At 38.9% G+C, this 15,913-nt stretch carries 9 protein-coding genes; 4 read left to right on the top strand and 5 right to left on the bottom strand.

Going from position 1 to position 15,913, the window contains the following annotated elements; genetic code table 11:
- Window positions 1-22: 22 nt before the first annotated feature.
- From ACTJKC_RS18620 to ACTJKC_RS18605, 4 genes are all read right to left on the bottom strand, one after another.
- The gene (locus ACTJKC_RS18620) at window positions 23-916 is read right to left on the bottom strand and encodes a hypothetical protein (RefSeq protein ID WP_440794252.1); all 894 of its coding nucleotides are present in this window, start codon (window positions 914-916) and stop codon (window positions 23-25) included.
- Window positions 917-1,534: 618 nt separating this feature from the next.
- Complete coding sequence (locus ACTJKC_RS18615) at window positions 1,535-2,272, bottom strand: (Fe-S)-binding protein (protein ID WP_440794558.1); 738 nt, start codon at window positions 2,270-2,272, stop codon at window positions 1,535-1,537.
- Between the two features lie 22 nt (window positions 2,273-2,294).
- The gene (locus ACTJKC_RS18610; protein ID WP_344851004.1) at window positions 2,295-3,602 is read right to left on the bottom strand and encodes an MFS transporter; all 1,308 of its coding nucleotides are present in this window, start codon (window positions 3,600-3,602) and stop codon (window positions 2,295-2,297) included.
- A gap of 221 nt (window positions 3,603-3,823) precedes the next feature.
- On the bottom strand, window positions 3,824-5,716 hold the full coding sequence (locus ACTJKC_RS18605) for a RecQ family ATP-dependent DNA helicase (protein ID WP_440794250.1): 1,893 nt from the start codon (window positions 5,714-5,716) through the stop codon (window positions 3,824-3,826).
- A gap of 324 nt (window positions 5,717-6,040) precedes the next feature.
- Here ACTJKC_RS18605 and ACTJKC_RS18600 point away from each other — a divergent pair, with 324 nt between their 5' ends.
- Window positions 6,041-9,268 carry an amidohydrolase family protein gene (locus ACTJKC_RS18600; RefSeq protein ID WP_440794248.1) on the top strand — a complete coding sequence of 1,076 codons (3,228 nt, stop codon included), beginning with the start codon at window positions 6,041-6,043 and terminating at the stop codon, window positions 9,266-9,268.
- A gap of 252 nt (window positions 9,269-9,520) precedes the next feature.
- Window positions 9,521-9,784, top strand: coding sequence for a hypothetical protein (locus ACTJKC_RS18595; RefSeq protein ID WP_344851007.1), 264 nt, complete (start codon window positions 9,521-9,523; stop codon window positions 9,782-9,784).
- A 234-nt stretch (window positions 9,785-10,018) separates the two neighbouring features.
- On the opposite strand, the gene ACTJKC_RS18590 is transcribed toward ACTJKC_RS18595, so the two are convergent.
- A complete protein-coding gene (locus ACTJKC_RS18590) occupies window positions 10,019-12,235 on the bottom strand; it encodes a B12-binding domain-containing radical SAM protein (RefSeq protein ID WP_440794245.1) in 2,217 nt (738 codons plus the stop codon).
- Between the two features lie 202 nt (window positions 12,236-12,437).
- Between ACTJKC_RS18590 and ACTJKC_RS18585 the strand changes: the two genes are divergently transcribed.
- Both ACTJKC_RS18585 and ACTJKC_RS18580 read left to right on the top strand, forming a co-directional pair.
- The gene (locus ACTJKC_RS18585; protein WP_440794244.1) at window positions 12,438-13,154 is read left to right on the top strand and encodes a hypothetical protein; all 717 of its coding nucleotides are present in this window, start codon (window positions 12,438-12,440) and stop codon (window positions 13,152-13,154) included.
- 44 nt (window positions 13,155-13,198) lie between these two features.
- Window positions 13,199-15,883 carry a T9SS type B sorting domain-containing protein gene (locus tag ACTJKC_RS18580; RefSeq protein ID WP_440794242.1) on the top strand — a complete coding sequence of 895 codons (2,685 nt, stop codon included), beginning with the start codon at window positions 13,199-13,201 and terminating at the stop codon, window positions 15,881-15,883.
- The last annotated feature ends 30 nt before the right edge of the window (window positions 15,884-15,913 follow it).

Genomic DNA, 15,913 nt, shown 5'->3' with positions numbered 1-15,913 from the left:
GAATTATTATGGTGGTTTTAAATTAATTCATTCCAAATGCTCTTCCCTGACCGCCACCTGGCCTGTTCTGTCTAAAACGTTTCATCATGTTCTCCATTTTAGTTTTATATTCTTCAGCGGTAATCAGTTTCGCTTTTTTTGGTGCTGTTACATCTTTCGAGCTTACGTTTCTGTATTCGATACTTTTAGCAATAGAGCTGTTACCCCTTCCTTCAATGGCCAACACAGCACCTTCCGTCCACATATTCGGGTTTGGAGAAAAATCGAATCCTAAATCTTTGGTGTACCAGATTTTGGTTTCTTCCACAACATTTTTATCCATATCCAGGATTTTAATTGCCCTTGTAGATCTCACAATCGCCTGGTGACAGGTAAAGCCTAATATCTGTTTGGTAGAATCTGTTTTAACCACCTCAATAGTTGGTGCCGGAGCAGGTTTTGCCTTGGTGGTATCATTTGGATTTCCACCGCCCATTCTCATCGAACCAATCGGGCCAGAAGTAGATAAGGTTAATTTGCTCGGCATGTAATAAGTGGTATCGTTCAGGTCGAAAACCTCAGTAAGGCTTTTATCTGCAAAAGTGTAATAATATTCGCGGTTACCACCGCCTCCACCAAAACGCATCATCATGCGGCCCATTCCGCCGCCTCCACCGCCTGCACCGTTGCTGTCTTCCGTTTCTTCAACAGGCATGTAACTCGCATTTGTCGCTGTAAATAATAATTCAAAATTGGTTTTGCTCGATGAAGGCATCCGGGCTTTCATCTGGTCGGTTAATTGTATGCCACTGGCTGATGCCATAGCAGCCGGGTCGATGGTATTTTCGAATTGTATTGCTCCCGAAGTCTTTTTTTGTGCATTTGCAACACCTGCAATCGACATTACTCCTAATAAAGCGATGAATATTTTTTTCATTTTGATGATTTTGTTTTGTTGTTTAGATACGAAAGCCTGTAAAAGGTTTAACAAAGGTATTGTTGATTGTAACATAAAGCTTGTTAAATTGTGTTAAAATCAATAGCTGAATTGGCTCAATCGGATCTTTAAAGGCAGATGTAATTTATTTTTTACAATAAAGATTATTTTTTTGAAAAGCAATTGCAGTGGTTCTTCGGTTGCGGTAGTCCTGCCCTCTGCTTAATCCCGATTGAAAATACGCTTTAATTTAAAATTGATCTTTAAATCGGGATAACGCTGACGGTCAGGTTTATTTTACACAAAATTGTGGTTCTTTTAACCGAAAAACCTCGCAGGTTTAGTTGCCCGTTATCCTAAATTTACTTAAAGACCGGTATTTTCCTCGGTCTGTGTCCTCACAAACCGAAATCTTTGATTATAACTATGATGGTCTGTGGGGACACAGACCATGGAAAGGGGGTTGAAATAGAAAAACGCTTGCGCTCGTTTCCAAACGAGTGCATAAATAGTTAAACGATTCTATCGTTTGTAAACGATAGAATCGTTTAACGCTTGTTAGAAACGAGCGTTAGCGCTAAAAAATAAATATCCCGAATTAAACCTGCGAAGATTAAACTAGTATTCAGTACTTTCCAGCCAACCATTACAAAGCACATCAGCAATATGCATGGTTTTGATTGGCAGGTTATTTTTATCAATGTACCCCTGAAGGTGTAAAAGGCATGATAAATCGGTAGAAATAATGTAATCGGCTTGTTGTGCCAATGCGTGGTTAACTTTCTGCTCGGCCATGGCCGATGAAATGGCATCAAACTTAACGGCAAAAGTTCCGCCGAAACCACAGCACATATCGGTATCTTCCATTTCGATCATTTCTAAACCGTGTACTTTCGAAAGCAATTGACGGGGTTCATCTTTAATTTTGCATTCGCGTAAAGCACTGCAGGAATCGTGATAAACGGCCTTTCCTTCCAGTTCGGCACCGAAATAATCTTTTTTGGCTACGTTCACGAGGAAATCAGAAAGTTCCCAGATGTTTGATTGCAGGCTTCGGCATTTGTTGTGAACAATCGTATTGGTAAACAGATCGTTAAATCCACCTTTTACCATCCCTACGCACGATGCTGATGGCGCCACTACATAAGTATTTTCGGTAAAATCGTTCAAAAACTTTGTGCCCACTTCTTTAGCTTCATCCCAATAACCCGCATTGTATGCCGGTTGCCCGCAACAGGTTTGCTTCGAGTTATAGGTCACATCACATCCCGATTTTTCTAATAACCTTAAGGTATTAAAAGCAGTTTCGGGGTACAACTGATCTACAAAACAAGGCACAAATAATTCTACTTTCATCATATTCTAAACGACTGCAAACTTACAATTTTAGCGATTCTTTACGCTCGATTTTTCTTAAAAGCACTAAAAAGACTAATCCAACAATAAAAAATGATGCCAAAGCGATAATTGAGTAGCGAATATTTCCGGTTAAATCTTCAATGTATGCAAAACTAAATAAACCAATAACAATGGCCAGTTTTTCGGTTACATCGTAAAAACTAAAAAATGATGTGGTATCTTTTGTATCAACAGGCAAATATTTAGAATAAGTAGAACGCGATAAAGATTGAATTCCGCCCATAATTAAGCCTACAATCGCTGCCAACGAATAAAACTGATATTCGTTAGTGATGTAATAGCCATAAACACAGCAGCCTATCCACACTAAAACAACCATAATAAGCACGTTTACGTTGCCGATTTTTTTGGCCAGGAACGACATCAGCATCGCACCGGGAATGGCCACCAACTGAATAATTAAGATTACGGCAATCAGTTTAGCAGTTCCTAATTTTAATGTTTTTTCGGCAAAACCAGCGGCTGCAAGCATAATGGTTTGTACCCCCATCGAGTAGAAAAAGAAAGAAAATAGAAACCCCTTCAGTTTATTGATCTGTTTTAGCTGTCCCCATACTTTAGATAGCTCACTAAAGCCATCTTTAAAAATATTGGTTTTTACTTTATCATTTTGCGGGGTTCCGTTTGGAAGCACTTTAAATGGAATCTGCGAGAAACCGATCCACCATACACCCACCAGTAAAAAGGACAGTCGTGGCGGAAAAGAAGCATCGGTAATGCCAAACCATTCCGGTTTTAACACAAAAAGAAAGCAGATTAACTGTAATATAACCGAACCAATATAGCCATAAGAAAAACCTTGTGCACTTACACGATCCTGATGCTCTTCTGTTGCAATTTCCGGCAGGTATGAATTACTGAACAGTACGCCTCCAATATAGCCCATAGCAGCCAGCGCAAATAAAATAATACTCATTTCGAGTGTATCCAGTTTAAAGAAATACAACCCGATACAGGCTAAACCGCCCATATAGGTAAAGAATTTCATAAACGATTTTTTATTACCTCTTCTATCGGCAATCGACGAAAGCATTGGCAAGGCAAAAGCCATAATTAAATAGGCGAATGACAAGGCATAATTAGAAAGTGAGGTATTGATATATGTCCTTCCGAAAAACTGCACTTTATCACCATGTTCTTTGGTAGTGGTAATAATGGTGTAATAGGCAGGAAAAATAGTTGAAGTAATGACTAAGTTATAGGCTGAATTTGCCCAATCGAAGAATGCCCATGAACGGATGGTTTTCTTATTGTTTTTTGTTATCATTTAGTTTTAAGGAGGTTAACTGTTGTAATTGGTTAACTGGTTAATTGTAGGCGGCTAAATAGTTCAATACAAAACTAATATTTTATTGCTAACTTGTTGGGTCATTTTTCTCACATCTCACATCTCACATCTCACATCTCACATCTCACATCTCACATCTCACATCTCACATCTCACATCTCACATCTCACATCTCACATCTCACATCTCACATCTCACATCTATATATAATACTTCTTCCCATCAGTTTTAATCTTCCCCGCGTCTAATAATTCTCTTATCGCATCAATTCTTTCGGCATCAGCACCATTTTTAATATTGGTAACCAGATCATCAAGGCTAAGCGGCTGTTGTTGCAGTAAAGAAACAATTTCGAATTCGATTTCCTCTCCCATCTGACTTTGGTTCTCAGCTCTTTTCTCTGCTAAACAAACATCGCAAACCCCACATTTTGTAGCGTGGTGTTCATCAAAATAGTTCAGTAATTGAATACTCCGGCACAAATTAGACGAAGCATAAGCCACCACCGCATTAATCTGTTTATGTAAAATCTCTTTTCTCAGTCCAAGGTATTTTACATCCAGGTCGAAATGATCCATATCTACCCTCGGCCGAACATATTGCAACTGCGGCTGATCGGTTTGTTGAATATAAGTGAGCAATTCAATACTTTGCAGTTTATTAAGCAGTGCGATAATATCTTTGTAGGAAAGTCCGGTTCTTTTTGCTAAATCAGCTTCATTGATTTTTACAAAACCATCAAAAGCACCGCCATGCGAGCGGAGAATGGTTTTGATAATGCCATCGTAAGCTTTGTTTTCGATCTGGAACCGGTAAACATCTTCATGACTGGCGATAAACATCATTCTTGAAGGTAAAAAGACACTTTCGGATAAGGTTAGATAGCCATCGTGCTCTAAAAATTTAAGTGCAGAAATGGTTTTTAATACACTGATATTAAAACGCTTACAAAAATCAGGAATATCAAAATTAAAGGTTAAACCTTCGCCGGCACCAAATGCCAGTTGAAAATAATTGCCCAGGTAATGATAGGTTTTCCTGATTTCATCCGGAGAAGGAAAGCTATCGAGATACCGGGATTCTAAACCCAGAATATCAGATTGGTTGGCCAACAGCACCGCATAGCTCCTTTTTTCGTCGCGCCCGGCCCTTCCCGCTTCCTGGTAATAAGCTTCCAGACTTTCGGGCAGATCCAAATGCACCACGAAACGCACATCGGCTTTATCAATTCCCATTCCAAAGGCATTGGTGGCCACCATAATGCGCGTTTTATTACTTTTCCACTCTTCCTGTTTTAAAAAACGAACATCGCGTTCTAAGCCTGCATGGTAAAAATCGGCTTTTATCTGGTTTCTGTTAATGAAATTGGCTACTTCTGCAGTTTCCCTGCGGTTACGTACATAAACCAATCCGGTACCTTTTACATTTTTACAGATATCGATCAGCTTTTTATATTTATCTTCATTACCAAATACTACATAGCTCAAATTATCACGGGCGAAACTTTTAACGAAAATCTGTGGATTTTTCATTTCCAGTTTCTCAATGATATCTTTCCTTACAAAATCGGTTGCTGTGGCGGTAAGCGCCAATACGGGAACATCAGGCAAAATTTCGCGGAGTTTGGCAATCTGCTGGTATGGCGGACGGAAATCGTAGCCCCATTGCGATATACAATGTGCTTCATCAACGGCAATCAGGTTTACATTCATGTATGAAATGCGAACACGCACCAAATCAGCCAATAAACGCTCAGGTGAAAGATAAAGGAATTTTATTTTGCCATAAATACAGTTATCGAGCAGAATATCGATTTCACGTTTTCCCATTCCGGCATAAATGGCAATGGCTTCAATCCCTTTCGATTTCAGGTTTTCCACCTGATCTTTCATTAAGGCAATCAACGGAGAAACTACAATACAGATGCCTTCCTTAACCAATGCCGGCACCTGAAAACAGATCGATTTCCCCCCTCCTGTTGGTAATAAGGCCAAACTGTCGTTCCCTTCTAAAACCGAGGTAATAATATCTTGTTGTAGCGGCCTGAAAGCCTGGTGTCCCCAATATTTTTGTAAAATCTCTATTGCTGTCATAAATCGGCAGTATCAAAACTATACATTTAATCCAAAATCGCCACTTATTATTGTTAGAAATTGAAAAAATCATCTTTAGAAAAGATTATTAACTTTGCTAAATAAGAAGGATTAAATTTATAGAATGCTCGTCATCTCGACTGAAGCGAAGCGAAATGGAGAGATCTACAATAGATTTCTCGACTGCGTTGCACTCCGCCCGAAATGACGGATTTGATTGAAATAAATCATCAAAACGCTCAACGGTGTTGAGACAAATACATTTCAATAAAAAACTAATCAAAGAAAAATACACGAATTATTCAAATAACCATCCAGCATATAATGAAACACCTCTATTTTCTATCCGCTCTTTCGCTATTATTTTTCAGTTCTTACGCTCAGGAAAAAAAATGGGATATCGAAAAATACCAGGGCACCACGAAAAACTTCACCCTAAACACAGATGAAGGCACCTGGATGAACCTGGATGTAAGTGCCGACGGACAAGAGATTGCTTTTGATTTACTGGGCGATATTTACGTGATGCCCATTACCGGCGGCGGTGCAAAACTGATTAGCGGAGGCGCGGCCTGGGATGTACAGCCAAGGTTTAGCCCGAACGGAAAATACATTTCTTACACGAGCGATAAAAGTGGCGGCGATAATATCTGGATCATGAACCGTGATGGTTCGGGCAAAAAACAAATCACTAAGGAGAGTTTCAGGTTATTGAACAATGCTACCTGGATGCCGAACAGTGAATATATTGTGGCCAGAAAACACTTTACTGCCAGCCGGTCGTTAGGTGCAGGCGAAATGTGGATGTACAGCATCAACGGTGGTGAGGGTGTACAATTAACCAAACGCAAAAACGATCAGCAGGATGCAGGCGAGCCAAACGTTTCACCGGATGGCAGATATGTTTATTTTAGCGAAGATGTAAGCCCGGGGCCAAATTTCGAATATAGTAAAGATCCCAACGGCACCATTTATGCCATCCGTCAGTTGGATTTAACCACAGGTAAATTAACGACTTTGATTAATGAGCAGGGAGGCGCTTGCCGTCCGCAGGTTTCGCCTGATGGAAATATGATTGCTTTTGTAAAACGCGTAAGGTTAAAATCTACTTTATATGTTCAAAATATAAAAACGGGTGAAGAGTGGCCTGTAAATGAAGATTTATCACACGACCAGCAGGAAACCTGGGCCATTTTCGGCGTTTACCCGAATTTCGCCTGGACACCGGACAGCAAAAGCATCGTTTTTTATGCAAAAGGAAAAATCCGGAAAACCGAAATTGGTACATTAATCAACACAACCATTCCTTTTCAAGCCAATACCATTCAAACCGTACAACAGGCTTTACATTTTGAACAGCAGGTTTTCAGTAATGAATTTTCGGCCAAAATGTTGAGGCAACTTACCACCTCCCCTGATGGAAAAACCATCGTTTTTAATGCTGCAGGGTTTTTGTATAAACAGGAATTACCCACAGGAACACCCGAAAGGTTAACGAATGGTTTGGATTTCGAATTTGAACCTGCTTTTAGTCCGGATGGAAAATATGTGGTTTACACTACCTGGAGCGACGAATTACGCGGAGCAATAAAAAGAACCGATTTAAAATCGGGAAAAACCATCACCTTAAGCGACGAAAAAGGGTTTTACTATTCTCCTCAATATTCGACCAAAGGCGATAGAATTGTTTTTAGAAAAGGGAGTGGAAATGACGTTTTAGGTTACAATTATGGGCGTGGAACAGGTATTTTTATCATGCCTTCCAATGGGGGTGCAAAAACGCTGGTTTCTGACAATGGCATCCGTCCACAGTTTAACAATAGCGACACCCGGATTTATTTCCAGAGTTATGCAGATGGGAAAAAAGCCTTAAAAAGTATCGATTTAAATGGCGCCAATGAAAGAACGCATTTTACGTCACAATACGCCAATCAGTTCGTCATCAGCCCTGATAATAAATGGGTGGCATTTAACGAGTTGTTTAATGTGTACATCACCCCGATGATCAATATTGGGACTGCCCAGGATGCATCTGCAGGAAACAAAGCCATTCCGGTTACCAAAGTAACTACCGATGGTGGAACTTACATTCAATGGAGTGCCGATAGTAAAAACCTGCACTGGACACTGGGACCAAAATATTTTACCATTGATGTAAACAGTGCGTTCAATTTTGACGGAACTACGCCTAAAACTGCAGCATCATCAATTGATATTAACCTCGTTTTAAAATCTGATGTTCCTACGGGAATCGTGGCCTTAAAAGGCGCCAGGATTATTTCGATGAAAGGCGATGAGGTAATTGAAAACGGAACCATCCTTACCGATGGAAATAAAATTACTGCAATCGGGAAATCGGATGCGGTAAACATTCCGGCCAATGCCAAAGTAGTAGATGTAAACGGCAAAACCATTATGCCGGGGATTGTTGATGTACATGCACATTTACGCACCAGTCCGGATGGGATAACGCCACAAAGCGACTGGAGTTATATGGCCAATCTGGCTTTTGGCGTAACTACGTCTCACGATCCATCGAGTAATACTGAAATGGTTTTTAGTCAGAGTGAAATGCTTAAGGCTGGCCGAATGGTTGGACCAAGGGTTTATTCAACCGGATCAATTTTATATGGTGCAGATGGCGATTTTAAAGTAGTAATTAATAGTTTGGATGATGCTTTGGCCAATTTGCGCCGCTTAAAAGCTGTAGGTGCATTTTCGGTAAAATCGTACAACCAACCCCGCAGAGAGCAGCGTCAACAAATTTTAGAAGCTGCCCGTCAGTTAAAAATGGAAGTGGTGCCTGAAGGTGGTTCAACATTTTTTACTAATATGAATATGGTTGCCGATGGTCATACCGGAATTGAGCACAGCATCCCGGTTTTACCGGTTTACAAAGATGTAACCACGCTTTGGAACAATACGGAAGTGGGTTACACTCCTACTTTAATTGTGGCTTATGGTGGTCAGTGGGGTGAAAATTACTGGTACGACAGAACCAACGTTTGGGAAAACGAAAAGTTGATGACTTATACGCCACGCTCAATTATTGATGCAAGGGCCAGACGCAGAACCACTTCTGAATACAGTGATTACAACCATATTGATATTGCCAAAGCAACCAAACTGATTGCAGATGGCGGTACAAAAGTGAACCTCGGTGCGCACGGACAAATTCAGGGATTAGGTGCACACTGGGAATTATGGATGCTGGTACAAGGTGGTTTTAGTCCGCTGCAGGCCATTAGGGCCGCAACATTAAATGGCGCTGGCTATTTGGGTATGAATAAGGAAATCGGTTCGCTTGAAGTAGGTAAACTGGCAGATTTGGTGATCATGGACGCCAACCCCTTAGATGATATCCGCAATTCGGAGAAAATCAAATATGTGATGATTAATGGTCGTCTTTACGATAGCGCAACCTTAAATGAAGTAGGTACAAGAGAAAAATTAAGAGGTAAACTTTGGTTTGAAAATGCGAGGGGAAATGGTTATATTATTCCAAACGGCGAATCAGAAACCTGGACTTTTACTGTTCCACATTGTGATTAAACCTAGCAAGTATTTCAGAAACATTTTTTGACCATATAAGACATATGAGGTACATATAAGCTTAAATGATCTTACATCCCTTATATGGTCGAAATATAGCATTAATATTTTCTTATGGGTTAATGTTTCGAATGCACAATACCTGAACCATCAATCAGAATAGAAATGAACTATAATTAGCTGGTTATCTCAGAAGCCAAAGTGAATTGGGTATTAAAAGATTTGATAAACAGTTAATTTAGAATATACAATATGAAACCAAATAAACTTTACACTACCGCCTCAGTTATATTCTTAATATTAAGCATACTTGTTTTCTCTTATAGCGGATATTATATTTTAGGTATCCAGACTGTAAACTTATTTCTTGCACTTATTGCCATGGCTTATATCACTTCATTTATAGCGTTGATGAAAGACCGGAAATCCATAATATCGTGGTTATTGCTCATTATAAATTCGATTATACTCATTTGTATCATCTATTTCCTTACACATTTTAAAATGAAGATGTAGAGCTAAGCGCTTAAGGCATATTCGTCTCGATTGAAACTCCCATTTCTGTCATTCTGAACGCAGTGAAGAATTTTTTGATATTAAAGTTAACTGTTGAGATCCTTCGACTCCGCTCAAGATGATAGTATCCAATAAACGGCCGTCATCTCGACTGGAGCATAGCGGAGTGGAGAGATCTAAATCAAAAACTATTTTTAATAGATTTCTCCGCTACGGTCGAAAGGACGACATCTGCTACAAAACCAGCAAACCGTATTCCCTTAAGGTATTAATGGGTTTTGAATACCAGAACAGTTCGAAGTTTTCCAGTTCCTGTTCAAAATCGGCTTTAACATCCTGAAAAGTAAATACTTTCTCGTTCGAGATCGAAATTTGATTTAAAATGGCAGCTAACCATTCACCTTCTTTTTTATTGGTTTGAATGGTAAAAGTTTCCTTTTTATCGTGGAAAGTGAGCGAGGCCATTTCCCAGGTATTGCCCTTTTTTGATTTGGTGAAATAATCGGCAGAGGGCTTTCCTCCTATCCATACTACTTTTGCAGTAGGTTTGGTATTAAACTGATCGCCGTCATTTAATGCCCTTTCAATAAAATCAGCAGGGATTTTCGTCCTGGGGATTTTAAAATCAAACCAATCCTGCAATTCATAATCAAAACAGATCCCATGCATAAAGTTGAAAAGCGATTTCTTTAAGCCAAAGCTGAATTTATTATGGTCAATACCTGTTTTATCAGTGTAATTGATATCATTATTGGCAAAAGTCCCAATCACTTCTGTATCCTTTACTACACCAAATTTTTCAGGGTACATGCCCACCGGACTATGCGCCGTCATGGCGAATTGATGCCAAAAACCCGATTGTAATATCCCGACCTCAAACAACTGACGCACCATTTCTAAACTGTCAACTGTTTCCTGTACGGTTTGGGTTGGATAGCCGTACATTAAATAAGCATGCACCATGATCCCGGCTTCGGTAAAATTGCGGGTTACCCTGGCCACTTGTTCTACCGTTACGCCTTTATCAATCAGTTTCAGCAACCGATCGGACGCTACTTCTAATCCTCCTGAAACCGCAATACAGCCAGAAGCCTTAAGCAATAAACATAAATCCTGACTAAAGCTTTTTTCAAAACGAATATTTGTCCACCAGGTAACCGCTAATTTCCTTCTGATAATTTCTAAAGCTACTTCACGCATTAGCGCTGGCGGTGCAGCTTCATCTACAAAATGGAAACCATTCTGTCCTGTTTTTGCGTATAAATCTTCTATCCGATCTACAATCAATTTAGCCGCAACCGGTTCATAAACCTTAATATAATCAAGCGAAATATCGCAAAAAGTACATTTCCCCCAATAACAGCCATGCGCCATGGTGAGTTTGTTCCAGCGCCCATCGCTCCACATGCGGTGCATCGGGTTAACAATTTCGATTACAGAAATATATTTATCTAAAAGTAGTCCTGTATAATCCGGCGTACCTACATCAGCTTGCTTATAATCGTTTCTGAAAGCATCGTTACGGTAAACTACTTTGCCATTTTCGAGCAGAAAAGTTCTTTTATAAAAATGGGCTTCTACCGGAAAGGGATGCGTTATGTTGTGATATAACAGTTCAATGGGCAGTTCACCATCATCTAAAGTGATGTAATCGAAAAACTCAAAAACCCGTGCATCAGATAACGATCTTAGTTCCGTATTCGGAAAACCCCCACCCATCGAAATTTTAATTTCAGGATGATTGGTTTTTATCCATTGCGCACAACGGAATGCACTATAGAGATTACCCGGAAAAGGAACCGAAATCAGAAACAATTTAGGTTGAACAGTTTCAATTTTTTCTTTTAAAACCGAAATCAGGATATGATCAATATAGGTAGGCTCTTGCAATAAGGCATTATATAATTCATCAAAAGAATTTGCACTTCTGCCCAAACGCTCTGCATAACGGCTAAAACCGAAATTCTCATCGATACATTCTACAATGTAATCGGATATATCTTCAAGGTATAGCGTGGCTAAATGCTTCGCTTTATCCTGTGTGCCCATGGCTCCGAAAGCCCAGTCGAGCTCTTCTAACTGCGAAAAACGAGAAGCTTGTGGCAAAAAATCATCGCTACAGATCTGCAAGGCTAAAGTTGGATTTTTCCCTTGCAGAAATGCGATTACCGCGTCGATAGTTTTTAAATATTCATCCTGCAAAGCTAAAATACGTTTGGCATTATCGCTTTTAGGTTTTTTATTATCTACACTTCGACTCCGCTCAGTGTGACTGAATAAATTTTGTAATCCTTTTTTAGAAAACAATTCTAAAATTACTTCAATGCCTAAGTCTGCTTGTGTTGCACTGATATTTTTAGTATTCAGAAAACCTTTTATGTACGCGGTTGCCGGATATGGAGTATTCAGTTGTGTAAATGGCGGCGTAATGGCAAATATTTCGGTTTTCAAAAGGAATTGTTTTTTCTGCAAAAGTACGGGAATTTTTATACAGTCGTCACCCTGAATTTATTTCAGGATCCATTTTGCGAGAAAGATACTGATCCAGATGTAAATATCGGGACAGCGTGACGAGTCGCGAGATACGATTCAGTTAAACTAAAAACCCAAACCAAACGTTTTATACCTACATCAACACCTTTTTTCTACCTGAATGAAAGTTTTTTGTTTTTACCTCCTGATGCTGTGCGCGCAAATTTGCTTTGCGCAAAAAACATTTATATTTCCTAAAATTAAACAACAAGGCACTTCTGCTGAGCAGTTTACCCCACCTAATTGGACAGTGATAGATCAGGTTTATGGTGATTTAAACAATGACGGATCCGATGATTTGGCAATAGTTTTCGAATACAATAGAACAATTGATGAAACCAGGGTTTATGGCGATAATAGCAGTGCGATTATAAAAGAAACTCAGAAACCAAGGATACTGGCCATATTTTTTAAAGATAAATTGACGGGGACTTTTAATTTATCTACGCAAAATAACGATTTCATTTTACGTTCAGCAGAAGGTGGTAAACTGGGCGATCCGCTACAGCAAGTGGCTATTAAAGACCAACAACTCTATTTGCGCTTTCAGGGAGGTGCAGAGTGGCGCTGGGAATTGGGTTATACTTTTAAATACGAAAATAAAGACTGGTTTTTAACAAGCGCCATTAATCTTTATTTTAACCAGAACAGCGGCGATATGACCGAAAGGGTTTACGACTTTAAAACACGTGAATTATTTACTACCGTTGGTAACTTACACAGAAGGGACATTGCCAACAGAAGAACGAGTGAGGTTTTGTATTTTTCGCAACTGAGAACATTTAAGACCTTTAAAAAACCATGGGCATGGGAAATTATGCCGGATGTTTATTTGTAGGTACCGTATTAGCTTTTATTGCTGGTTTTTAATATCATTGTGGTATGATTACCAGTTTAAGTTACCGCCTCTTTCTTTCTTTCTTTTTATTATCTCCCCTCTTGTGTATGGCACAGCTAAATTTAACCTCAGGAGAGAAATATCTGGAAAATGAATCGTTTAAACAGATTTTTGTTTCAGTAGAAGATCATACTGTTTGGGCGCTCAATAATTCAGGAACAGTTTTTTACAAATCAGATACCGAAACTTCATTTAAACCTTATCTGCCTACAACCGGCCTCGTGATTAATGAAATTACCGGCTTTAATGAATCAGAAATGTATTTTCTGATTAAGCCAAATGTTATTGTACATTTTAAGGACGGCGTAAAACATGAAATAAAGATTGAGGAACCGGGCGTTACAAGGGTTAATAATATTTCAGTAATAAATACAAAACGAAATATTGATTATGAACCTGCTAATGCTTATAACCCTGCTAATGATTACTTAGCAGTGGCTACCAACAAACATGCTTATAAAATCTTTCGGGGAAACCTCACCATTACCAATCAGTTTATTTACCCTAACCAGCCCTTGGTTAATGAACCAGATTGGAGAATCACTAATGCCGGTTTCAAATCAGTTGATTTCCAGCATATATTTATCATGGCAAGATGTTTTGTGAATGATCATGTTACACTAAACTTCCCATCAGCATATTCAACTTATTCTTCTTCTATTCCTGATAGATTGCCTTATCCAGCTAAAATAAACTGTACGCTTTTTGCTCATCATTGGCAATACGGAATACCAAACGTTCAAAATTGGGAAATATGGTATAATATATGGGGTACAGACAAAGGCTTATTTGCCTATAATAATGTTTCATGTACAGGTTTGGAAATCAAAAAATTATTAGACGACAAAAAAATTAATGATTTAGAAGAAGCTTACGCTTTAACGCCTGTTTATGAGCAAAACTTTGCCTTTGCGGCTGCTGATGATGGCCTTTATTATACTGCCGAATCTATATTTAATGAATTTACACCAAGTCCGGAAAAGTTAGATCGTTTAAAATTTATTCCATTTCCTACGTTGGCAAACCAGAAGATAAATTCTATATGTGTAGATACCGACATTAAAATTTTAAAAGAGGCCAACTATAATTATTGGAGGGAAACCATGTGCGAGAAAGTATTATGGGTGGCCAAGGATCAAGGTATTTCAAAGATATATTTGAGCCTGGATCAGGATTATTATCAGAATCTGAAATATACTGATTTCATCTATAGCAAACCCCCTTCAAACGGCTATAATCAGGACGAGGTCATATTTGAAACCTGCGGTAACCAAAGCATCAATGTAAAAACAAGGGTACCTGTTAGTTTACAAAATCAGTTATTATTTCAGTGGTTTAAAGATGATGTAGAAATAAACGAATGGATAGGAAAAGCGTCTGCAGACTTAAAAGAATCTGGAAAATACACTTTCAAAGTTACTGCATTATGTGAGAATCTTACACTGACATCCTTACCCATCATTATTAAAAATAATACAACTCCTGAAATAACTTTTAACTATCCTGCAGAGATAAATTTATGTTCAGGACAAACTTATCTCCTTGAAACAAAACGCATAGAAAACTACAAATACCAATGGATAAAAAATGGCACTGACATTCCAAATGCTACACAAAACACCTATAATGCAACCTTACCTGGCATATATGAGGTAAAAGTAAGTAACTGTGAAAACTATTATGAACTCTCAAAGCAAGTGAAAATTAATCAGATTGTTATACCAACGGTTCAACTCACAACAGCAAAAACAGCTTACTGCATTGGTGAAACCGCAGAAATTAAAGTTGATAATCCGAATAATTACCTTGTAAAATGGTACCGAAACGGGTTGGAACTACCTGAGTTTAAAAACCAGAATATCATTTCAATTGCTTTGACAGGAGCTTACACAGCATCTTTAACTAATGACAATGGCTGTGCAAATACATCAGTTGCAACTAACATCAGCTTTAACGCAATTCCGGATGTAACCATAAGCAGGAGTTCGGATAAAATACTCTGCAGTGGAGAAGAAGTAATACTCACTGCTGTAACCAACCAAGCTGGTACTGATTTCTTTTGGAGTACAGGTGAAACTACTAAAACCATAAAAATTAACAAAAGCGGGATTTATTCTGTCAGCTTTACCAGCACCTCGGGCTGTAAAAGGGAAAGCGAAACAGTTGAGGTAAATGTAAACGAACCGCTTTTGTTATTTCAGCCCGAACAGCTTCGGATTTGTGTGATTGCCAAAGAAAAAGTAACACTGGAAGCGCCCGCAGGGTTTGCCTTTTACATATGGGAAGGCCAAAAGACTTCAAGCCCGTTCTATCAGGTAAACAAGCCAGGGTATTATTCCCTAACTGTTGAAGATATTTATGGGTGCACGAAATCAGTAAATTACTCTGTTATTCAGTATTGTAAAGATATTCTCATTCCAACCGCATTTAGTCCGAACGATGACAATGTGAACGACCTTTGGCAGGTAAGCGGACTTGAAAGCGATCCTCAGAGTAGCATTCAGATTTTTAACCAATATGGAAATATCATTCATACTACTACAGGCAAGGCACCGTTCTGGGATGGAAAAGTAAAGGGAAATCCTGCTAATGTTGGCGTTTATTATTATTTAATAAAATCGAAAAACACTAGTCAAGCTTTAACAGGCACGATTACCTTAATTAGATAAGAAGCCTGTAAATTACTGTTAGGATTGAGA

This window comes from Pedobacter sp. 22226, assembly GCF_052045455.1.
Classification (GTDB): domain Bacteria; phylum Bacteroidota; class Bacteroidia; order Sphingobacteriales; family Sphingobacteriaceae; genus Pedobacter; species Pedobacter jeongneungensis.
Note: the sequence above shows the minus strand (reverse complement) of the source record. Positions and strands in the feature narration are given on the sequence as shown.

Bases quoted from the DNA above. Each gene is read 5' to 3' on its own strand.
- ACTJKC_RS18620 (WP_440794252.1), bottom strand. From the start codon at position 916: ATGAAAAAAATATTCATCGCTTTATTAGGAGTAATGTCGATTGCAGGT.
- ACTJKC_RS18615 (WP_440794558.1), bottom strand. From the start codon at position 2,272: ATGAAAGTAGAATTATTTGTGCCTTGTTTTGTAGATCAGTTGTACCCC.
- ACTJKC_RS18610 (WP_344851004.1), bottom strand. From the start codon at position 3,602: ATGATAACAAAAAACAATAAGAAAACCATCCGTTCATGGGCATTCTTC.
- ACTJKC_RS18605 (WP_440794250.1), bottom strand. From the start codon at position 5,716: ATGACAGCAATAGAGATTTTACAAAAATATTGGGGACACCAGGCTTTC.
- ACTJKC_RS18600 (WP_440794248.1), top strand. From the start codon at position 6,041: ATGAAACACCTCTATTTTCTATCCGCTCTTTCGCTATTATTTTTCAGT.
- ACTJKC_RS18595 (WP_344851007.1), top strand. From the start codon at position 9,521: ATGAAACCAAATAAACTTTACACTACCGCCTCAGTTATATTCTTAATA.
- ACTJKC_RS18585 (WP_440794244.1), top strand. From the start codon at position 12,438: ATGAAAGTTTTTTGTTTTTACCTCCTGATGCTGTGCGCGCAAATTTGC.
- ACTJKC_RS18580 (WP_440794242.1), top strand. From the start codon at position 13,199: ATGATTACCAGTTTAAGTTACCGCCTCTTTCTTTCTTTCTTTTTATTA.